Raw genomic sequence first — 20,541 nt, 5'->3', positions numbered from 1 at the left:
AGCGCGGTCGCCGCACCCGTCCCCGCCGGACGCAGGGTGGGGGCATGAGCACCTCCACCGCCACCCGTCCCTACGACGACGAGCTGCTCGCGCGGCTCGCGTACGAGCGCATCGTCGTGCTGAGCACCGCGCTCGACGAGCACAACGGCCACCGCATCGCGGCCCAGCTGCTCCTGCTGTCCGCCGAGGACCCCCGCACCGACGTCACGCTGTGGATCAGCTCGCCCGGGGGCTCCGTGCCGGCGATGCTCGCGATCCACGACGTCATGCGCCTGATCCCGAACGACGTGCGCACGGTCGCCGCCGGCATGGCTGCCAGCGCCGGCCAGTTCCTGCTGTCGGCCGGCACGCCGGGCAAGCGGTTCGCGCTGCCGCACGCCCGCGTCCTGCTGCACCAGGGGTCGGCCGGCATCGGCGGGTCCGCCGTCGACGTCGAGCTGCAGGCCGACGACCTGCGGCACACCCGCGACACGGTGCTCGGCCTCGTCGCGCAGCACACCGGCCAGCCCGTCGAGCGGATCCGCGAGGACTCGCTGCGGGACCGCTGGTTCAGCGCGCAGGAGGCCCTGGACTACGGGTTCGTCGACGCCGTCGTCGACTCGCTCGCCGACGTCCGTCCTGCCACCGTCGCGCCGCGCGTGGGGGTGCGGCCGTGAGCACCTACACGATCCCCTACGTGACCGAGCGCCGTGCCGGCGTCGAGCGGACGTCCGACGTGTTCAGCCGGCTGCTGTCCGAGCGCATCGTCTACCTCGGCACGGAGATCGACGACGGCGTCGCGAACGTCCTCGTCGCGCAGCTGCTGCACCTGGAGTCGGAGAGCGAGCTGCCGATCCAGCTGTACGTCAACTCCCCCGGCGGGTCGCCGTCGGCGATGCTCGCGGTCTACGACGCGATGCAGTACGTCCGGGCGCCGGTCGCCACCACGTGCGTCGGGCAGGCGGCCGGTCCGGCGGCGGTGCTGCTCGCCGGGGGCGCCCCGGGGCGGCGCGCGATCCTCGCGCACGGGCGCGTGGTGCTGCACCAGCCCTCGACCCGCGGGCAGGGCACCATCCCGGACCTCATCCTCGCGGCGGACGAGGTCGTGCGGGTGCGCGGCCAGCTCGAGGAGGTGCTGTCGCGGCACACCGGCAGGGACGTCGCGACGCTGCGCCGCGACACCGACCGGGACCGGGTCCTCACCGCGGAGCAGGCGGTGGCGTACGGGTTGGTGGACGAGGTGCTGGCGACCCGCCCGCGCTGACCGGCACCGTCGGCGCCCCGTCCCGCCCACGCGACGGGGCGCCGGGCGCGACCTCAGGCGGCCAGCAGGCGCGTCCCACGCGGGGCACCGCCCGGGCGCGGGACCGTCACCGCGGGCTGCGGCGACGACGTCAGGGTCAGCACCGTCCGCCCGGCGCCCGAGCGGGCCGCGGGCGCGGCCAGCGCGTCCACGATGCCCTGCGCCAGGTCGACCAGCGTCAGGCCGAGCGCGTCGGTCAGCGCGGCGAGCACCTCCGACGACGGCTCCTTCAGCCCGCGCTCGACCTCGGACAGGTACTGCGGGGACAGCCGTGCCCGCTCGGCCACGTCCGCCAGGCGCAGACCCTGGCGCTCACGCTCCGCGCGCAGCAGGGCGCCGATGGTGCGACGCCAGGCCGTGGGGCGCCGACGGTGCGGGACGAGGGCGACGACGTCGTGCGGCATGGACCGACGCTAGCGGCGCCGACCCCGGCCGGACCGACCGCTCCGCTCAGGGCAGAACGCGCGCCGCACGGCGCAGACCGGGCGGACCGGCACGCTCCGGACCACGCTGGTGGTGATGCGGCTCTCCTCACCCGGACAGCCGCTCAGGTCGCCCGTCCAGGTGACGATGGGACGGCGAGTGATCGACCCACCCGAGGACGAACCCATGCACCGCGTACTGCCCCGCACCACCCGCCTCCTGACCCTCGCCACGACGGTCGCGGCCACCCTGCTCGCCTCGGTCGCGCTCGCCGCGCCCGCGCACGCCCTCACCGCGCCGGCGGACCGGTTGACCTCCGGCCAGCAGCTCGCCCCCGGCGGCGTGCTGCGGGCGGTCGGCAGCGCGCACGAGCTCGCCGTCCAGGCCGACGGCGACGTGACGCTGCGCCTGGCCGGGCGCGTGCTGTGGCACACCGGCACCACCGGCCACGCCGGCGCCCGCCTCGTCCAGCAGCCGTCGGGGGCGCTCGAGGTCGTCACCCGCACCGGGGCCGTCGTGTGGAGCACCGGCACCGCCGCGCCGGGCGCGCGGTCGGTCCTGAAGCCGGAGGGCGTCCTCTACACGATCGACACCGCGCACCGCGTCGCGTGGAAGAGCACCGTCGACGGTCCGGCGCTGCGGACGACCGGCACGGACCGGGTCCTCAGCGGCGGGCTGCTGCTGCCCGGGGAGTCGATCACCAGCCCCGACGGCACCGCGCGCCTGGTGATGGGCACCGACGGGACGCTCGCCGTCACCACCGGCGGACGCACCGCCTGGCAGGTCGTCACCGGCAGGCCGGGCGCGTCGGCCACCGTCACGACGGGCGGCGAGCTGCGCGTCACCGCGCCCGACGGCACGCGCGCGTGGTCGTCCGGGACCGCGTCCGCCGGCGCCCGCCTGGTCCTCAAGGACCACGCGCGGGCCTACCTCGTCGCGACGACGGGCGAGGCGGTCTGGTCCACCCCGACCCCGGCGCCCGCGCCCACGACCGAGCGCGTCCCGGCCGTCGTGCACCTGCCGCTGCCCGAGCCGCTGCCGCGCCCGTCCCTGCCCGGCTCCGGCAGCACCCTGAACGGGGGCAGCACGCTCGACGGCGGCACCGCCGAGCGGGTCCACCGCACCGTGCTGTCGTCCGCACCGCCGTACGTCGCCCCGTCCTCCCCCGTCGCCGCGGCCGCCCAGGCTGCCCGCGCGGCCGGTCGGACGGCGGACGCGGACCTGCTCGACAAGGCCGCGGCGCACGTCTCGACCCGCTGGCTCGGCACCGCCGACACCACGGCGACCGTCCGTGCGTACGCCGACGCGGCCCGCGCCGCACGGCGCACCCCGGTCTTCGTCACCTACGCCATCCCCGACCGCGACTGCGGCAACCACTCGGCGGGCGGCTTCGCCACCGCCGCCGAGTACTCCGCGTGGGTCGACGCCGTCGCGGCGGGGCTCGCCGGCGCACGCGCGGTCGTCGTCGTCGAGCCGGACGCGCTGCTGCACCTCGATCGCTGCGGCGACCGCGCCGAGCGGCTCGCGCTGCTCAAGCGGTCGGTGCGGGCCTACGCGGCCGCGGGCGCGGAGGTCTACCTCGACGCCGGCAGCAGCAACAGCTTCGGCTGGGGCACCGCCTCGCTGCAGGACATGGCGCTGCGCCTGCGGGCCGCCGGCGTGGACAGCGGCGCCGGCTTCGCCGTCAACACGTCGAACTTCCAGCGCAGCGACCACGAGGTCGCCTACGGCACCTACCTGTCCGCGCTGCTCGGCGGTGCGGCGTTCGTGGTCGACACGTCCCGCAACGGCAACGGTCCGCTCGCCGGGCCGGAGGGCACCGTGTGGTGCAACCCGGCCGGCCGTGCGCTCGGCACGCCGCCGGGTGCGACCGGAACGGGACCGCACGTGGCGAACCTGTGGATCAAGACGGTCGGGCTGTCCGACGGCACGTGCAACGGCGGTCCGGCCGCCGGGCAGGTGTGGGAGGAGTACCTGCTGGGGCTGGCGTCCGCCGCCGCGTGGTGAGGCCGTCGGCAGGCGGGTGACGGGACGGCCGTCACCCGCCCGCGGCGTCCTGCGCCACGCCCGCCACCGGCGTCGTGCGCGACCGCCCCGACGCGTCCTTGAGCACGACGTACGCGACGTCGACGTGCGGCTCCAGCGCGCTGAACTTGTCGTTCGGGGCACCGATGACGAGCTGGAAGCCCAGGCCGCGCCAGGCGCCGATCGCGCGGCCCGTGAACCGGGCGTCCGCCTTGATGAGCGCCTCGTCGAGGAACACGGGCGCGTAGCGGGGACGCTCCGCACCGGCGTCACCGAGCTGGTAGCGCAGCGCCGCGCCGACGATGAACGCGACCAGCTCCTGCGACTCACCGCCGGACTTCTCGCCGATGTGGTCGTACAGCGCGACGTGGTTGCCGTCGAGGTCGACCTTCTCCGCCGACAGGCGCACGTGCCGGCGCACGTCGACCAGGTCCGCGAAGTCCGGCGACGTGCGCCGGATGCGGTCGACGACCTTCGCCATGCGCGCGTAGCGGCGCTCCCGCTCGGCGTCAGTGGCCTCCGTGGCGAGCAGCTCGCGCAGGTCGCGCAGCTCCTTGCGGAAGCGGGCGACGACCGCGGACTGGGTGTCGCGGGCGTCGATGCGCAGCCGGTGGTCGTCGTCCGCGAACGGCAGGTCCGCGAGGATCTCGTTGACCGGGCCGATGCGCTCCTTGATCTCGCGCACGGACCGGGCGAGCGCGTTGTGCAGGTCCGTGAGGTCGTTGCCGGACAGGCGCAGCAGGCTCTTGCGCCACTCCGCCTCGAGCTCGTGCAGCCCGTTCGTCTCGAGCTCGGTGAGGATGCGCTCGAAGTCGGCGTACGAGGTGTCGGGGTCCGTGCCGAGGTTGGGGTCGTGCCAGCGCTCGACGAACGTCTCGAAGGTCCGCCGCAGGGCGTCGCGTGCGGTCGCGACCGCCTGCTGCGCCGCCTGGCGGTCCGCCCGCAGCACGTCGGCGGCGCGCGCGACGACCGCGTCGAACGCGGCGAGGACGGCGACCGGGTCGCCCTGCTCGGCCCCCGCCCGGGTGTCCGGCGCGTCGTCGAGCAGCCCGTCGAGGTAGGCGCGGTGCGCGGGGTCGAGGGTGGTGCCCGCCTCCTGCGCGGCGTCCAGCGCGAGCTGGGCGGCGTCGACCTCGTCGGTCGTGGCGGACCAGCGCCGCTCCAGGTCCTCGGCGTCGCCCTTGGTCCGCCCGAGCCGCTCGGTCAGGTCCTGCACGAGGACGTCGAGCTCCGCGGCGCGCCCCTGCAGGCGCACCACCTCCGGGTTGCCGGCCGTGACCTCGGTGACGACGCGGTCCCAGCGGGCCCGCTCGGCCTCCACGGCGTCCACGTCGACCTGCTCCCAGGTCACCTCGAGCACCGTCGCGTACGCGCGCAGCGCGGCCTCGTGCCGGTCCATCCGGGTGCCCGCCTCGGCGACCTGCGCCTCCGCGACGACCAGCCGCTGCTCCGCGCGGGCGACCTGCTCCTCCAGGTGCGCCAGGCGGCGCGTGTTCGTGAAGCCGAGGACGTTCGCCCACCCCTGCCCGCCGTGCGCGCCGCGGGTGCCCTCCGACACCTGCCCGGTACGCGTCAGCGCCTTCGCGTGCTGCGCCAGCTCGCCGGGGGTGTCGACGCACACGTACGCGTACCGCGACGCGAGCTCGCCCTTGAGCCAGCCGGTGAAGGGGCTCGTGCGGTAGTCGAGCCGGCCCGGGAGCGTGCGCGCGTCGACGCCCGCGTCGTCCCGCAGCCCCGTCGGGACGCCCTCGAAGCGGATGCGCCGCGCGACCGGGACGGTGTCGATCGCGCGCCGGAACGCCTGCAGGTGCGCCACGTCGATGAGCAGCAGCGTCGCGAACCCGCCCAGGGCGAGGTTGAACGCCTCCCGCCACGGCTCGTGCTCGGTGCGGACCTCGACGAGCTCGGCGACGAACGGCAGGTCGTCGACGGTGAGCCCGGCGGCGGCGGCGAGCGCGGCCCGCGCGGCGTGCAGGTCCTCGGGCAGGTTGTCGCGACGCCGTGCCGCGGCGGCCGCCTCGCCCCGCAGGGCGGCGAGGTCGGCGGCGGCCTCCTTGCGCTCCGACATGGCGTCGAACAGCGCCCGCCGGGCCGACTCCTTCGCGTCGGTGTCCTGCAGGGCGGCCTGCGCGCGCGCGACGAGGGCCTCGAACTCGGCCTGCGTCCCCACGCCCGCCCCGAGGGCACCGGTGAGCACCTCGTCGAGGCGACGCCGGGCCCGGCCGACCTCCTCCAGCCGGGACCCGACCACGCGCAGCTCGCGCTGGGCGCGGGCCAGCTGGTCCCCGCCGGACGCCCACAGCGTCTCCCGGACGCCGTCGAGCTCGGAGCGCGCCGCGTCGATGCGGGCGCTCGTCTCCAGGGCGAGCCGCTGGGCCTGCCCGTGCCGTCGCTGCAGGTCCGCCTCGACGTCGCGCACCAGCGCGAGGCGGCGCTCGTCACGCCACAGCGCGGCCGGCGAGCCGGCGTCCTCGAACCGGCCGATCGCCTCGATGACGCGCAGCCGCTCGGCGCCCGCCTCGATGGCCGCGCGGTGCTCGCGGATCGGCTCCAGCGCCCGCACCTGCTGCCGGGCCGTGACCATCTGCTCGCGGGTGCCGCTGAGCTTGTCGAACTGCTCGACCACGGCGTCGGCCGTCGCGAACGTGTCGGGCTCCTCGAGCACCATCGCCTTGTACAGGGCGTCGACGGTGGTGATCTGCTGACCGGCCTGGATGCGGCCGAGCAGCGCGACAGCCTTGCCGCCGTCCCCCGACGCGCCGATGCCGAGGGACGTGTGCAGGCGGGCGGTGAACTCCCGGTCGGTGTCGAAGCACGCGAGCCCCGTCGCGGTGACCGCCGGGCGCGCGAGCCGCTGCGCCGCGGCGGCCTCCAGCTCCCGCAGGTCGAACGCGCCGTCGACGGTCGCGCGGACCGCGACGACGTCCTCGAGCGTGCGGGCCGCCGACGGCACGTACCAGGCCCGCACGGCCGTCAGCTCGGCGCCGGACTGGTCCGCCCACGTCATGCCGATCGCGGTCCACGTGTCCCGGCCGTCGCCGCGCAGCACGCGCTCGCGCGTGCCGTCGTCCGTGCGGGACTCGTCGAGCTTGCCCCGCGCGTAGGACAGGATGTTGCGCTGGTCCTTGCCGCGCGGACGCCCGACGACGCCGCCGTTCGAGGCGCCGTTGAACGGCGTCGTGTGCGGCATGAGCAGCGCGATGTACGCGTCCATGAGCGTGGACTTGCCGGAGCCGGACCCGCCGGACAGCAGCGTCGCCGTCGACGCGAGGCGCACCCGGTGGTGCCCGTCGTAGCCGCCCCAGTTGACCAGCTGCAGGTCGCGCGCGACCCACTGCTGCCCCGTCGACGCGGACGGCACGAGCCCGAACAGCGTGTCGACCATCGTCATCGGGCCACCTCCGTCTGCGCGCGCAGCCACGTGCGCAGCTCGCCGAGCCGCTCGGTGCTCAGCACGATCTCCACGAGCGGCGACACGCGGTAGCGCCCCTCGGACTCCTCCTCGACGATGCCCTCCTTGGCCAGGCGCGCGACGGCGGCGCGGATCTCGCGCTGGTGGGCGGCGACGTTCGTGTCGTCGGCGTCGAAGTACGTCAGCGCGGTCTGCTCGATCTCCTCGACGTCCACCCGCACCGACGTCTGCCCGGCGCCCTGCCCGCGCTGGTAGACCGTGCGCAGGTGCACGAGGACGAGGGTCTCGGCGCGGCTGTAGGCGTCGTCGCGCAGCAGCACCGGCACGTCGAGCTCCGCCGAGCGCACCTGCTGCTTGTACGCGACGCCGCGCTCGTGGTCGACGACGAGCCGGACGAACAGGTCGTGCAGGCGCGACTCGACGACGTGCTGGTTCTCCAGGAGCGTGCGCCACTGGGCGGGGCTGCGCTCGGCCAGCAGGAACCGGCGCTGCAGCAGGCGCACGAGCACGCGCCGCACGTCGGCGTCGAGCGTGCCGGTGTCCCCCGCGAACAGCTCGGCGGGGTCCTCCTCCATGGGCACGGGGGCGATGAACGCCGCCTCGCGCTCCTCGGCGGCGACGTCGCCGGGCGCCTCCTCGACGTCCGTCAGGTCCGTCGTCTCACTCATCGTCGTCCCCGATCCGCGTGGTCACCGCGCCGAACGCCAGGCGCCGAGCCGTCCCGTCGGGGCGGACCGCGTCGACGAACGCGACCTCCCCGGTCTCCGTCATGCCGTGCCGGTGCGCGATCTCCAGCAGCCCGAGCAGGTCCACGGGCCGGCGCGCGTCCGACGGCGCCGACCGGAACGCGGCCGCGACGTCGGCCGTCCCGTCCGCGCCGGCGGACGCGTGCAGGTGCGCCTCCAGCTCCGCGTAGTGCGGCCCGCCCCACGCGCGCGCCTCGTCGTGCGCGGCGACCGCGTCCAGCTCGTCGTCCCAGTCCACCAGCGGCGCCGGCGGCTCCGGCGGCCGCGGGTCACCGACGCTCTGGCGCAGGTGCTCGACCTCGGCGACGGGCAGGCGGCGCAGCGGGTCGACCGGCTGGCCGCGGCGCGCGCCCGGCACCCACTCCTGCAGCCCGGCCATCACGTCGCGCAGCAGCGCGTCGACCTGCCGGTCGCGCAGCGGGTCGTGGTGACGCACCTGCGCCGTGATGACGTAGGACGCCTCCCGCTGCGCGGCGAACACCTGGTCCAGGCCCTGCTCGATGCGACGGACGATCTCGCGCAGCTCGGTGCGCTGCTGCGCCGGCAGCCGACGCGTGAAGCGGTGCCGCAGCACGACGTCGATCTGCCCCGCGAGCGCGTCGAGGCGCTGCGGGTCGCCGATGAGCCGCAGCGCCCCCGCGAACGCGCGCCCCTCGGCCGTCGACTCCATGACGTGCTCGCCGCGTTCGAGGTACTCGCGCAGCACCGCCCCCGTGGGGCGCTCGTCCTGGCGCAGGGCCGTCACGACGTCGCGCTGCATGGCCTTGATGGACTCGGCGACGCGCGCGAAGTCCGCGGGCAGCTCGCGCACGAGGTGCAGGACGTTCTCCGCCTCCTCGAGGAGCGTCTCGTCGTCGACCGGGTCGACCGTGCCGGTGCGCTCGAGCCGCGCGAGCTCCTCGCGCAGCCGCGCGATCTCGGCGTCGAGGCGTGCGATGCGCACGAGCACGTCCGGGTCGGCGTCCTGGGCGAGCCGCTCCACGGCGTCGAGGAGCGTGCGCACGCGCGACTGCGACACCCGCGCGCGGGCACCGCCGGCGCGTCCCGCGACCTCGAGGGCGCCGACGGCGTGCGCGGACAGCCGGTACGCCTCGACGTCGTCGTCGAGCACCTGCCGCACGAGCCACCCGGCGTCGGCCCACTGCCGGCACAGGTCGCGGGCCGACCCGGTCGGCAGGTCGTCGCCGTGCCCCGCGGCGCGCAGCTGGTCGAGGGCGTCGGCGATCTCGGTGTGCGCGTCGGCGACGGGCACGGTGGGGCGCTCGGCCGTGAAGAGGACCGACAGCAGGGACACCACGAGGGGTGCGTGCCGCTTGTGCAGCAGGTCCAGCATGGGGTTCCGGAACGCGCGCACGGCGCCCAGGTACGCCCCTTCGGCACGAGTGATCATCGGCGGACAGCGTAGGCGGCGCGCGGAGCGCCCCGGGACACGGGCCGGCGGCCGGGGGCGGCGGGACCGCTCAGAGGTGGGCGAACAGGACGCGCCCCCAGCGCGTCACCCGTCCGCGGCGTCCCGCGTCACCGGCTGGCGCAGGATCGTGCGCAGCCGCTCGGGCGCGGTCCGGCGCGCGTCGCTGAGGTAGACCTCGTGGTGCCGGCCCGTCATCCGCAGGCCGTGGTCCGGCACGAAGCGGTCGTGGATCTCCGCCAGCACGGGACCCTCGGCGTCGTAGGGGCCGACGTGCAGCGTCTGGACGCACAGGCCCTCGTCGAGCCGCTCGAGGCGCAGCGCGTCCAGCGCGGGGGCACCGCCCTTGGCGGCGACCGTGGCGCGCGCGTCCTCGACGTGCTCGGCGGTGATCCAGTCGGGGACCAGGATCATCGCGGTCCAGCTCCACCGGGACTTGTCGCGGGCGGTCGTGAACGCCGCCATGTCGTCGGCCCACCACAGCGCCTCGAGCGGCATCACGACGTGGTCGCGCCCGAGCTCGCGCCGGCTGAGGAACTTGAGCGTGTACGCCACCGGGTAGAGCGTGCGCAGGGCGTCCTGGTACTCCGGCGCCGTGTTGGGGTCCCCGTGGCCGTCGACCATGAGGTACTGCAGCGGCGGGACGGTGACGAGCTCCGGCGTGCCGCGCCGGGCGCGGTAGGCGGGGATCTCCCTCTTGAGGTCCAGCGGCACGACGCCTCCTCCTCGGCACGCGCCGCGTCACGCGCGCGGTGCGCCCGGCGCCAGCGTGCCCGACCCGCGCCCGCGGCACGAGGCCCCCGGGGCGTCGCTACGTCGCGACGCGGAGCCGGCGCAGCACGACCAGCCGCTCGGCGACGGGCGCGAGGTCCAGCCTGTTCACGGCGACGACGCGCCCGAGCGGCTCGGCCGGGAGCGCGTCGAGCCCCGCGACGGCCCCCGCCATGCCCGCCGCCATGGACGCCACCGTGTCCGCGTCCCCGCCCGCGCTCGCCCCCAGCACCGCCGCGCGCCACGGGTCGGCGTCGGCCCGCACCAGGCACGCGACCGCGGCCGGCACCGACTCCACGGCGGCGACCGACGTGCCGACCTCGTCGACGAGGCGGCGCAGGAAGTCCTCGTCGTCGGCGGCGGTGCGCGCGACCTCCACGGCGGCGTCGAGCGCGGCGAGCAGGCGCGGCCCGGCGGCGGGCGTGCCGCGACGGCCCGCCAGCGCCGCGGCCGCCCGGGCGACCGCGACGTGCCCGTCCAGGTCGGCGCCGGGCTGCGCGAGCGCGGAGCTGACGACCGCGGCCACGGCGGCGGCGCCCGCGAGCGCCTCGCTCGTGTGGTGCGACATGACGCACGTCTCCTCGACGGCGTCGACCAGGGCGTCGAGGTCCTCCGTCGGGACGACGACGCCCACGGGCGCCACACGCATCGCGGCGCCGTTCGTCCGCCCGGAGCGGCCGGTGGTGCGCGGGTCGGCGCCGGCCCGCAGGAGGGTCAGCGCGGCGGCCGTGCTGGGTCCGATGACCGCGTCCGCCCGGGGCCCCGCGGCGTCGACCCACGCGAGCAGGTGACGGACCACGACGTCCACCCGCGGGACGCCGCCCGTCTCGGTGAGCGCCGCGGCGAGCATGAGGGTCTGCTCGGTGTCGTCGGTGACCGTCCCCGTCGCCATGCCGCGGTCGGTGCCGGGCAGCAGGCGGTCGACGACACCGAGCTCGGCGGCGATGCGGGCGCGGGTCCAGCCCTCGACGGGCATGCCGAGCGCGTCCCCGAGCGCGACGCCGGCGAGGCAGCCGTGGGCGTGGTCCCGCAGCCGGTCGTCGCCCCCACCGCCCGGGCTCACGGCACCGGCTCCGGGGCGGGCGCCATGCCGGCCCGGGCGGCCCGGCCGCGGGTGGGCGTCGCCCAGCCCGCCCGAGCGCTCCCCCGGTACGCGGACCACGAGCCGACCGCGACCGCGGCACCCAGCAGCAGCCCGGCGACGACGTCCGACGGGTGGTGCACGCCCAGCAGCACGCGGTCCGCCGCGGTCACGGCCGCCACGCCCCCGCGACCGCCGGGACCACGACGCGTCCCCGACGCCCCAGGACGGGCCACGCGACGACCGTGAGCACGACGCCCGCGGTCGCGGCCATGTTCGCGTGCCCCGACGGGAAGCTGAACCCGTCCGCGTGCGCGAGCGGGTCGTGCACGGTGGGCCGCGCCCGCTGCACGAGCAGCTTCACCGCCGCCGTCGTCCCCCACGACACGAGCAGCGTGACGGCGCCCCACAGCGCACGCGTCGGCAGACCGTGCCGGCGCCACACCCAGCCGCACAGCGCGCACCCCGCGAGCACGAGCCAGACCGGCTGCGTCACCTCCTGCCCGACGACGAGCGCGTCGTGCAGGGCCGGCGCGTCGCGCGTCGCATCCGTCGCCGCCGCCACCGCCCGCACGTCGAGGCGGTGCACGGTCGAGGACTGCGCGCGCACCGCCCACGCGACGGCGGCCACGGGCAGCGCCAGCACCGCGGCCGACGCGACGGCGCGTGCCGCCCGCCGCCACGGCGACCCGGCCTGCCACGCCGCCCGCAGGTCCTCGTGCACCCGCGTCCCTCGCTCCCCCGCCATCCCGAGAGAGTAGGTCGGTCCCGCCGCACCGGCAGGTCCGGGGGCGGACGGCGCCGGCGCGGGCCCCACGCGGCGAGGCTCAGGCCCGCGTGCGCGCCACCGTCCGCGCGATGCGCACCGCGTCGATGCGCAGCTCGCGCAGCATGCCGCTGACGGGTTCGGCGCAGCCGGTGACGTACCGGCCCGGAGCGCGGACCGCGGCCACCGTGAGGCTGCCCCGCCCGATGCACCGACCACCAGCACCGGAGCCGTCACCATCGCCGACCTCCTCGTCGGTGCGCGCGGCCCGTCCCGCAGGACGCGCACCGGCTCCGTGACCGCCGTGCACCGCAGCGACGACGGCGTCGACGTGCCGACGGCCGTGCGGCACCCCATGCTGAGCACGCCGGCACCGACGCCGGCAGGGCCGGCACCGACGCCGGAGGTGGGACGGTCGACGATGACGAACCTGCGCATGATCGCCCTGACAGCGGCCGCCTTCGGCACCGTCGCGCTGCTCGCCGCCGTCGTGGCCGCGGACCCCGCGCTGTGGGCCTCGTGGCCCGGCGCCGTCCTGCGGTACTGCGGGTTCTGCACCCTCGCCGTGGGGCTGTACGCACTGGCGGGGCGACTCGACCGCCGGCCGGCGCGCCGCTGACGGGCGCCTCTGACCACCGGGCCCGCGACGAACGACGACGGCCCCGACCGTGTGGTCGGGGCCGTCGTCGTCGCTGTCTCAACGAGTGTCCGGAGGGGGACTTGAACCCCCACGCCCTATACGGGCACTAGCACCTCAAGCTAGCGCGTCTGCCATTCCGCCACCCGGACAGGTGGACCTCGGTGACCCTCGCGGGCCCCTCGGCGCGGCAGAAAACATAGCACGGCACGGGCGCGATCCCCGCATCGACCCTCGCGCACGGTCGCCGTCCTGCCGGCGGACGTGACGGGGCCGGACGGCGCACCGCCGCGCCGGTCGGGTGCGGCGGGGGCAGACTGCGGGGTGAGGGCATCGACGACGGGCGGAGGCGCTGCATGGCCGACGTGACGAACGCCTCGCGCCCGCGCGCGAGCGCGGTCAACCCCGTGGCGCGGCGGGTCGCGGGTGGACGCCGCAACCCGCACGTCGTGGGCGCGGACGAGCCCGCACCGCGCTGGCTGCGGCAGGCGGCCGGCGTGTCGTGGCGGCTGCTCGTGGTGGTGGCGGCGGTCGTGCTCGTGTTCTACGCCACCTCGCGCGTGCAGCTGCTGTTCGTCGCCGTCTTCCTCGCGCTGGTGTTCACCGCGGTGCTGCGCCCCCTCGTCGACGGCATGGGCCGGGTCATGCCGCGGGGCCTCGCGACGGCGCTCGCCCTGCTCGCCGGGATCCTGTTCTTCCTCGGCATGCTCACGTACGTCGGTTTCTCGATCGCGACGCAGTGGAACGACCTGGCGCGGCAGTTCGAGACCGGCATCGACCAGATCACCGACTTCCTCGAGAGCGGCGCGCTGCCCTTCACCATCACGAACGACCAGATCGTCGAGTGGATCGACAACGGGGTGGCGTGGGTGCAGGAGCACGCCGGCGACATCGCCTCGCAGGCCGCCGCCAGCGCGGGTTCGGTCGTCGAGGGCTTCACGGCCCTGGCGCTGGCGACGTTCTGCACCGTGTTCTTCCTCGCGCGCGGCACGCAGATGTGGACGTGGTTCCTCAACCAGCTGCCCATGCGGGTGCGCGAGACCTGGGTCACCGCGGGCGGGGCCGGGTGGTACACGTTCTCCGGGTACACGCGCGGGACCGTGATCATCGCCATCACCGACGGCGTCCTCGCGTTCGTGCTCCTGACGGTGCTGGGCGTGCCGCTGGCGGCGCCGCTGGCCGTGCTCGTCCTCATCGGCGCCTTCATCCCGCTCATCGGCGCGCCCGCCGCCATGGTCGTCGCGATGATCGTGGCGCTCGCCGCGAACGGTCTGTGGAGCGCGGTGTTCGTCGGGATCGGCATCGCGCTGATCGGTCAGCTCGAGGGGCACATCCTCCAGCCGCTCATCATGGGCAAGCAGGTGTCGCTGCACCCGGTCGTCGTCGCGCTGGCGGTCACGGCGGGCACGCTCACGGCGGGGATCCTCGGCGCCGTCATCGCCGTCCCCCTCGTGGCCGTCGCGTGGGCGATCTACTCCCGGCTGCGCACCCTCGACCCGCCGATGGACGAGGAGGACGCCGACGAGGAGGCCGAGCCGGGTGACGAGGTCCCGGACGAGGACGCGCCCGGCCCGCGCGGGACGCCGCTCACCTCGCCCTCGTCCTGACCGCGCGCCGTCACCACCGGCCACGGCTCGCCTGCTCCCGCCGGAGCGTCACTGGAAGTCCCGCGACGCGGTGCGCACCTTGAGCGACAGCGGGCTCAGGTGCTCGGCCACGAGGTTCGTCGCACCGTCCGCCTTCTCCAGCCGCCCGCGCACGACCATCGCCTTCGCGGTGCGTGCCGTGCGTCGGAACCGCTGCCACAGGCCCGGTGAGCACACGACGTTGAGCAGGCCCGTCTCGTCCTCGAGCGACAGGAACGTCACACCCTGCGCGGTGCCGGGGCGCTGCCGGTGCGTCACGACGCCCGCGACGGCCACGCGGCGCCCCTCGTCGGTGCGGAACACCTGCTCGACGCGCAGCACGCCGGCCTCGTCGAGGCCGTCGCGGACGAACTGCGTCGGGTAGGAGTCGACCGAGACGCCCGTCGCCCACACGTCCGCGGTGGCGACCTCGACGTCCGCGAGCCCGGGCAACGTCGGGGCCCGCACGCCGACGGCCACGCCGGGCAGCGTGTCCGGACCCTCCTGGGCGAGCGCCCCCGCCGCCCACAGCCCCGCGCGCCGGTCGACGCCCAGGCCGGCGAGCGCCCCGGCCGTCGCGAGCGCCTCGAGCTGCGCCGTGCTGAGCTGCACGCGCTGCACGAGGTCGTGCAGGTCCGCGAACGGGCCGTGCGCGGTGCGCTCGTCGACGAGCCGGCGCGCCAGGTCCTCGCCGATGGTCCGCACCGACGACAGCCCCTGCCGCACCGCGAGCGAGCGCGGGCGGTCCGCGCCGGTGCCCGTGCGCACGCCCGGTCCCGCGACCGGGCCGGTGCCGCTGGGGGCCGGGACGAGCCGCGGCTCGCCGCCCGGCGGGGTCGGGCCCACCCGCTCGACGACCGCGAGCGCGTCCGACGCCTGCACGTCGGGCCGCAGCACCTCCACGCCGTGCCGGCGCGCGTCGGCGACCAGGCTCTGCGGGGAGTAGAAGCCCATGGGCTGCGCGGCGAGCAGGCCGGCGTAGAACGCGGCCGGGTGGTGCACCTTGAGCCACGCGCTCGCGTACACGAGGAACGCGAACGAGTACGCGTGCGACTCGGGGAACCCGAAGTCGGCGAACGCCTTGAGCTTGTCGAAGATCTCCTCGCGCACGTCGGGCGCGATGCCGTTGCGCGCCATGCCGTCCATGAGCCTGCTGCGCAGCGCCTCCATGCGCTCCATCGACCGCTTCGAGCCCATCGCCCGGCGCAGCTGGTCCGCCTCGGCGGGCGTGAAGTCCGCGACGTCGATCGCCATCTGCATGAGCTGCTCCTGGAACAGCGGCACGCCGAGGGTCTTGCCGAGCGACTTCTCCAGCAGCGGGTGCAGGTAGCGCACCGGCTCGCGGCCCTTCACGCGCGCGATGTACGGGTGCACCGACCCACCCTGGATAGGCCCGGGGCGGATGAGCGCGACCTCGACGACGATGTCGTAGAACCGCCGCGGCTGCAGCCGCGGCAGGGTGCCCATCTGCGCGCGCGACTCGACCTGGAACACCCCGACCGTGTCCGCGGCGGACAGCAGGTCGTACACGTACGGGTCCTCGTACGGCAGCGCGTGCAGGTCGAGCACGACGCCCTCGTGCTTCTCGACCTCGGTGAAGCCGAGGCGCAGCGCGGTGAGCATGCCGAGACCGAGCAGGTCGAACTTCACGAGGCCCGCGTCGGCGCAGTCCTCCTTGTCCCACTGCAGGACCGTGCGCCCCTCCATGCGCGCCCACTCGACCGGGCACACCTCGATGACCGGGCGGTCGCACATCACCATGCCGCCGGAGTGGATGCCCAGGTGCCGCGGCAGCCGCAGGAACCGCTCGGCGAGGTCGATGACGTGGTCGGGGATGTCCTCGCTCTCGGCGGCGGACGGCGGCAGCACGTCCGGGACGACGTCGTGGCGGTCGGCGGTCGGCCGTCCGGGCACCTCCGGCGCCGGTCCGACGGGACCGGCCTTGGTCAGGTGCCACCAGGACGTCGGCCGCTCGGGGCCGCGCAGGCTCCCCCACCGCTCGATGGACCGGCTCCACGCGTCCTGCTGACCCACGTCGTAGCCGAGGGCGCGCGCCGCGTCCCGCACGGCCGAGCGCGGGCGGTAGGAGATGACGTTGGCGACCTGCGCGGCGTGCGTGCGGCCGTGGGTGGCGTAGACGTGCTGGATGACCTCCTCGCGGCGCGCGGACTCGATGTCGACGTCGATGTCCGGCGGGCCGTCGCGCTCGGGGGCGAGGAACCGCTCGAACAGCAGCCCGTGCCGCACCGGGTCGACCGCGGTCACGCGCAGCACGTAGCAGACCGCGGAGTTCGCCGCGGACCCGCGGCCCTGCGCGAGGATGCCGTTGCGCCGGCAGAAGTCGACGAGGTCGTACACGACGAGGAAGTACCCGGGGAAGCCGAGGTCCTCGATGACGCGCAGCTCGTGCTCGAGCTGCGCGTACGCACCGGGCACGCGCTCGGCGTCCGGCGGGCCGTACAGCTCGTGCGCACCGCGGCGGACGAGCTCGCGCAGCCAGCTCGCCTCCGTGTGGCCGGGCGGCACGGGGTACGGGGGCAGGCTCGGCGCGACGAGCGAGAGGTCGAACGCGCACTCGGCCGCCAGGTCGGCGGCCGTCGCCACCGCGTGCGGGTGGCGCCGGTGCAGGCCGAGCATCTCGGCGGCCGAGCGCAGGTGGGCGGTCGGCGCCGCGGGCAGCCAGCCGTCGAGGTCGTCGAGGGAGGACCGGGCGCGCACGGCCGCGAGCGCCTGCGCGAGGTCGGCGTCCCGCGGGGTCGCGTAGTGGACGTTGCCGGTCGCGACGAGCGGCAGGCCCGCGTCGGCCGCGAGCGCGGCCAGCGCGTCGGCGCGCTCGGCGTCCCACGCGTCGCCGTGCGCGGACGTCTCCACCGCCACGTTGTCCCGGCCGAACAGCGCGACGAGCCGGTCGAGCTCCCGGCGGGCCGCGTCGAGACCGCCGGGAGCGACGCCACCCACGCCCGAGGGGTCGCCACCCGCGAGCGCGCGCCGGACGGCGCCCTTGCGGCAGCCGGTGAGCACGAGCCACTGCCCGTCCGCGGTGGCGGCGAGCTCCTCGAGCCGGTGGTCGGCGGCGCCCTTGCGTCCGGTGCGCAGGTGCGCCTCGCCGATCGCGCGGGACAGCGCCCGGTACCCGTCGGGCCCGCGGGCGAGCACGAGCAGGTGGGTGGCGCGCGGGTCGGGCGTGCCGGTCGGGGCGTCGAGCACCGGCACCGGCGAGGCGCGGCGCTCGCGCGCGTGCCGGCGCCCGTCGGGGGCGGGCAGGTGCAGCTCGGCGCCGAACACCGTGGGCAGGCCGACCGCTCGTGCCGCCTGCGCGAACCGCACGACGCCGTAGAGCCCGTCGTGGTCGGTGAGCGCGAGCGCGCGCAGGCCGAGGCGGGCCGCCTCGGCGGCGAGCTCCTCCGGCTGGCTCGCACCGTCGAGGAAGCTGAACGCGGAGTGCGCGTGCAGCTCGGCGTACCGGGGCACGGCACCGGTGGGCACGGCGCCGGTGGGGGCGGGGCGCCGCGGCGTCTCAGTCATAGTCGGCCTCGCACGTCCACGCCCCGTCCGCCCACGTGAGCAGGACGGCGCCGCCGTCCTCGAACGCCACCTGCACGTGCGCACGCACCTGCGGCGGGGTACCGGGGTGGTTCCACCAGCGGTCGGTGAGCAGCCACGGACCGGCCCACCCGGCGACGGCGCGGGGACCCGCACCCGTCGGCGCCGAGGCGGGGGGCCACCGCACCGCCACGGGCGGCCCGCTCAGGCTCCCCCGGGGGTCGACGACCACCGGCGCGCCCGCGCCGTCGCGCACGTCGACGCGCACCGGCACGGTCAGGACCGTCGCCGGTGCCGGGTCGGGCAGCCGGCCGGGCCAGGGCAGCGCGGCCTCGCGCGGTGGTGCGCTCTGCTCGCCCCAGGGGCGCACGTGCACCTGGTCGTGCACGTCGCGCCCGCCCTGCAGCGTGGCGGTGAGGACGCCGGCGCCGCCGACGATGCTCTGGGCACGTTCCAGCGCCCGGTGCGCCCGCAGGTCACCGCCCGACGGCCCGCCCCACAGCCGGGTCTGCTCGGCGCCGGCCGGGGCGACGTCGAGCGCGGTGAGCACGAGCCGCACGAGCGCGACCGGCTGCTCGTCCTCCGGCTCGACGTCGGGCAGGTCGACGGCGGTGGCGGGGTCGAGCAGGTCGAGCAGGTCACCGGCCGTCCCCGCGCTCCCCCGCCGGTACGCACCGGCACCCCCCGGACGACCTCCCCGGGCCCGCGCCGGCCCGGCCGCGACCGCGCGGTCGCGCGCGGTCGCCACGGCGCCCGCCGTGAGCCACCCGTCGAGCTGCCAGCGGATGCGGTCGGTGATGCGTGCGGCGGTCAGCGCGCCCCAACCGCCCACGTCGGTGCGCCACGTACGCACCAGCTCGGTGCCCTCGTCGGTGCGCGCGGCGACCTGCAGCCGCCCGCACGTGACCGACCGCGCGACGAGCTCGGCGTGCAGCTGCTCGGCCAGCCGCCGGCCCGCGAACGTCGCGGCGTCGACGCGCTCGACCGGCGGGTCCAGGACCGCGACGACCTCGAGGTCGGCCTCGGGACGCCGCCGGGCCGGGGGACGCTCGTCGAGCCCACGTGCGAGCGTGTGCGCCCACGTGCCGAGCCGGCCGAACCGCGCGTGCACGTCCCCCGGCGGCAGCGCCGCGAACGCCCCGAGCGTGCGCAGCCCGAGCCGGTGCAGCAGGTCGACGAGCCCGGCCACCTCCACCGCCGCCTCGGGTGTGACCGTCGCGTGCACGAGCTCGGTCACGCCGTGCGGGGCGAGGAACACCGGTGACGCGCCGGGCTCCACGACCGCGCCGGTGCGCGCCGCGAGGACCGCCGCGAGCAGCCCGTCGGCGGTCCCGACCCCGCACTCGTGCCCGGTGCCGCGCGCGACGGCGTCGACGAGCCGCTCCGCGAGCGCCTCCTCCGACCCGTGGTACCGCGTCGCGCCGTCGGCCGGCAGCAGGAGCAGCCCGGGACGCACGACCTCGACACCGGCGACGACGGTCTCCGCCGCGGCGGCGACCGGCTCGAACAGCCGCACGTCCCGCACGTCGTCGGCCGGCAGCAGCACGAGCCCGGGGCAGCACGCCTGCGCCTGGCGCCGGCGCATGCCGCGGCGCACCCCCTCGGCACGTGCGAGCGCGGACACGGCCGTGACGCGCCGGCCGTCGTGCACCGCGGCGGGCAGGTGCCCGGGCACCTCGTCCGCCACCGTCGCGGCGACCACCGGCCAGTCCGGCACCCACACGACCGTCGTCCTGGTCGTCATCAGCCCACCAGCCGCAGGCCGGCGGGGCGGTCCTCGGCGGTGCGCCGCGTGCGGCCGGGCCCTGCCGGCGCACCGTCGCCCGGCGGCGGGAACGGCAGCACGACGTCCACGGCGTGCGGCACGGCGGCGCTCCCCCGGCCGGTGCGCCGCACGCGCAGCTCGCGCGTGCGCAGGTGCCCGTCACCGGCGCCCACCCCCGTCCAGCGGGCGTGCTCGACCGTGAGCACGACGCCCGCACCGGGCCAGGCGACGGTCGGCAGCAGCACCGAGCCGCGTTCGCGCGCCCGCGCGGACAGCCGGCGCCGGTCGGCGTCGGTGAGCGCGGCCGCGGGGCCGACGAGCACCAGGTCGACGCCGTCGAGCAGGGCGGCCAGCACCGTCGCGGCGTCCGCCCCGGGCGCGGGGACCACCGCGAGCCGTGCGAGGTCGACGCCCGCCTGCGCCGCCGCGAGCAGCCCGAGGTCCGGCTGCCCGACCGCAGCCGCCCAGGCGCCGCCGGCGCACGCGTGGGCGACCACGCCGAGGGCGAGGGACGTCGACCCCAGCACCGCGGTCGTCCCGCCGCGGCGCAGGCCGTCGGGCAGCACGCGCGACAGCGCCGGCGGGACGGGCAGCGGCGGCCGCTCGGTGGTCAGCAGCGACGTGCGCCGGACCCCGTCCGGCACGCCGGCCGGCCGGTCGTCGACGCCCCCTGCGCCGGCGACCGACCGGGCCGCCGACCGGCCGGTCCCGCCCCCGGCACGGCACCGACCGCGGCACCGACCGCCGCGTCGACCGCGTGCACGGGTGCGCGGTCGTCCGTGACGTCGTGGTCCGCCGTGGCCGTGCGCGGGACGGGCACCGACCACGCCGCGTGGTGCCGGACCGTCCGCGCGCCCGTGCGCTGCTCCGCGGCCGCGAGCGCCGCACGCGCCCGCTCGACCCGCTCCGCGGTGCTCGCACCCACCACGTCCACCTCCCCGCACGCACCGACCGCGCACGCGGTCTTTCGAACACGTGTTCGATCATGCCAGTAGACGCCGACACCGCCGGGGTGTCAATCCGGGTGCACCCGGCCGGGCGACCCGCCGGAGCCCCG

The 20,541-nt window shown here is 76.8% G+C and carries 18 protein-coding genes and 1 tRNA gene; 5 read left to right on the top strand and 14 right to left on the bottom strand.

Annotated features, from left to right (window positions below; all coding sequences use genetic code 11):
• Positions 1-44: 44 nt before the first annotated feature.
• Positions 45-656 (top strand): ClpP family protease, encoded by a 612-nt coding sequence (locus GC089_RS07875; RefSeq protein WP_155377230.1) that lies wholly within the window; start codon positions 45-47, stop codon positions 654-656.
• Positions 653-1,243 carry a ClpP family protease gene (locus tag GC089_RS07870; protein ID WP_136519809.1) on the top strand — a complete coding sequence of 197 codons (591 nt, stop codon included), beginning with the start codon at positions 653-655 and terminating at the stop codon, positions 1,241-1,243. The genes GC089_RS07875 and GC089_RS07870 overlap by 4 nt, the downstream gene beginning before the upstream one ends.
• Positions 1,244-1,296: 53 nt before the next feature.
• On the opposite strand, the gene GC089_RS07865 is transcribed toward GC089_RS07870, so the two are convergent.
• Positions 1,297-1,686 (bottom strand): helix-turn-helix domain-containing protein, encoded by a 390-nt coding sequence (locus tag GC089_RS07865; protein WP_155377229.1) that lies wholly within the window; start codon positions 1,684-1,686, stop codon positions 1,297-1,299.
• A 205-nt stretch (positions 1,687-1,891) separates the two neighbouring features.
• Between GC089_RS07865 and GC089_RS07860 the strand changes: the two genes are divergently transcribed.
• On the top strand, positions 1,892-3,712 hold the full coding sequence (locus GC089_RS07860; protein WP_196250863.1) for a glycoside hydrolase family 6 protein: 1,821 nt from the start codon (positions 1,892-1,894) through the stop codon (positions 3,710-3,712).
• A gap of 31 nt (positions 3,713-3,743) precedes the next feature.
• On the opposite strand, the gene GC089_RS07855 is transcribed toward GC089_RS07860, so the two are convergent.
• From GC089_RS07855 to GC089_RS19640, 8 genes are all read right to left on the bottom strand, one after another.
• Complete coding sequence (locus GC089_RS07855) at positions 3,744-7,121, bottom strand: ATP-binding protein (protein WP_155377227.1); 3,378 nt, start codon at positions 7,119-7,121, stop codon at positions 3,744-3,746.
• Positions 7,118-7,810, bottom strand: coding sequence for a DUF4194 domain-containing protein (locus GC089_RS07850; RefSeq protein ID WP_196250862.1), 693 nt, complete (start codon positions 7,808-7,810; stop codon positions 7,118-7,120). The genes GC089_RS07855 and GC089_RS07850 overlap by 4 nt, the downstream gene beginning before the upstream one ends.
• Entirely contained in the window at positions 7,803-9,278 is a 1,476-nt protein-coding gene (locus GC089_RS07845; protein WP_155377226.1) for a DUF3375 domain-containing protein, read from the bottom strand. The genes GC089_RS07850 and GC089_RS07845 overlap by 8 nt, the downstream gene beginning before the upstream one ends.
• A 105-nt stretch (positions 9,279-9,383) precedes the next feature.
• Positions 9,384-10,010 (bottom strand): GyrI-like domain-containing protein, encoded by a 627-nt coding sequence (locus GC089_RS07840; protein ID WP_155377225.1) that lies wholly within the window; start codon positions 10,008-10,010, stop codon positions 9,384-9,386.
• A gap of 97 nt (positions 10,011-10,107) precedes the next feature.
• On the bottom strand, positions 10,108-11,130 hold the full coding sequence (locus GC089_RS07835) for an ADP-ribosylglycohydrolase family protein (RefSeq protein ID WP_155377224.1): 1,023 nt from the start codon (positions 11,128-11,130) through the stop codon (positions 10,108-10,110).
• The gene (locus GC089_RS18405) at positions 11,127-11,321 is read right to left on the bottom strand and encodes a phosphatase PAP2 family protein (RefSeq protein ID WP_196250861.1); all 195 of its coding nucleotides are present in this window, start codon (positions 11,319-11,321) and stop codon (positions 11,127-11,129) included. Before GC089_RS18405 ends, GC089_RS07835 begins: the two co-directional genes overlap by 4 nt.
• Positions 11,318-11,896, bottom strand: a complete 579-nt coding sequence (locus GC089_RS07830) for a phosphoesterase PA-phosphatase (protein WP_196250860.1) — start codon at positions 11,894-11,896, stop codon at positions 11,318-11,320. Before GC089_RS07830 ends, GC089_RS18405 begins: the two co-directional genes overlap by 4 nt.
• A 79-nt stretch (positions 11,897-11,975) precedes the next feature.
• A complete protein-coding gene (locus GC089_RS19640; RefSeq protein WP_255449051.1) occupies positions 11,976-12,101 on the bottom strand; it encodes a hypothetical protein in 126 nt (41 codons plus the stop codon).
• 117 nt (positions 12,102-12,218) lie between these two features.
• Here GC089_RS19640 and GC089_RS07825 point away from each other — a divergent pair, with 117 nt between their 5' ends.
• On the top strand, positions 12,219-12,533 hold the full coding sequence (locus GC089_RS07825; protein WP_155377222.1) for a hypothetical protein: 315 nt from the start codon (positions 12,219-12,221) through the stop codon (positions 12,531-12,533).
• A gap of 86 nt (positions 12,534-12,619) precedes the next feature.
• Here GC089_RS07825 and GC089_RS07820 read toward each other — a convergent pair.
• A tRNA-Leu gene (locus GC089_RS07820) sits at positions 12,620-12,703 on the bottom strand.
• Positions 12,704-12,907: 204 nt separating this feature from the next.
• On the opposite strand from GC089_RS07820, the gene GC089_RS07815 reads away from it, so the two are divergent.
• Positions 12,908-14,158, top strand: a complete 1,251-nt coding sequence (locus tag GC089_RS07815) for an AI-2E family transporter (protein ID WP_155377221.1) — start codon at positions 12,908-12,910, stop codon at positions 14,156-14,158.
• Positions 14,159-14,206: 48 nt separating this feature from the next.
• Here the strand turns inward: GC089_RS07815 and dnaE are convergent, their stop codons facing one another.
• Genes dnaE through GC089_RS07795 form a run of 4 tightly spaced genes read right to left on the bottom strand, consistent with a single transcriptional unit; the run spans position 14,207 to position 20,409 of the window.
• The gene (dnaE, locus tag GC089_RS07810) at positions 14,207-17,701 is read right to left on the bottom strand and encodes a DNA polymerase III subunit alpha (RefSeq protein WP_155377220.1); all 3,495 of its coding nucleotides are present in this window, start codon (positions 17,699-17,701) and stop codon (positions 14,207-14,209) included.
• Positions 17,694-19,463: a DNA polymerase Y family protein gene (locus tag GC089_RS07805; RefSeq protein ID WP_155377219.1), complete on the bottom strand. Its 1,770-nt coding sequence runs from the start codon at positions 19,461-19,463 to the stop codon at positions 17,694-17,696. Before GC089_RS07805 ends, dnaE begins: the two co-directional genes overlap by 8 nt.
• On the bottom strand, positions 19,463-20,128 hold the full coding sequence (locus GC089_RS07800) for a hypothetical protein (protein WP_196250859.1): 666 nt from the start codon (positions 20,126-20,128) through the stop codon (positions 19,463-19,465). The genes GC089_RS07805 and GC089_RS07800 overlap by 1 nt, the downstream gene beginning before the upstream one ends.
• Positions 20,095-20,409, bottom strand: a complete 315-nt coding sequence (locus GC089_RS07795; RefSeq protein ID WP_155377218.1) for a hypothetical protein — start codon at positions 20,407-20,409, stop codon at positions 20,095-20,097. Before GC089_RS07795 ends, GC089_RS07800 begins: the two co-directional genes overlap by 34 nt.
• Positions 20,410-20,541: the final 132 nt, after the last annotated feature.

It is taken from the genome of Cellulomonas sp. JZ18 (assembly GCF_009720485.1).
GTDB lineage: Bacteria > Actinomycetota > Actinomycetes > Actinomycetales > Cellulomonadaceae > Cellulomonas.
The sequence above is the reverse complement of the archived record's forward strand: the minus strand, read 5'-3'. Positions and strand labels throughout refer to the sequence as shown.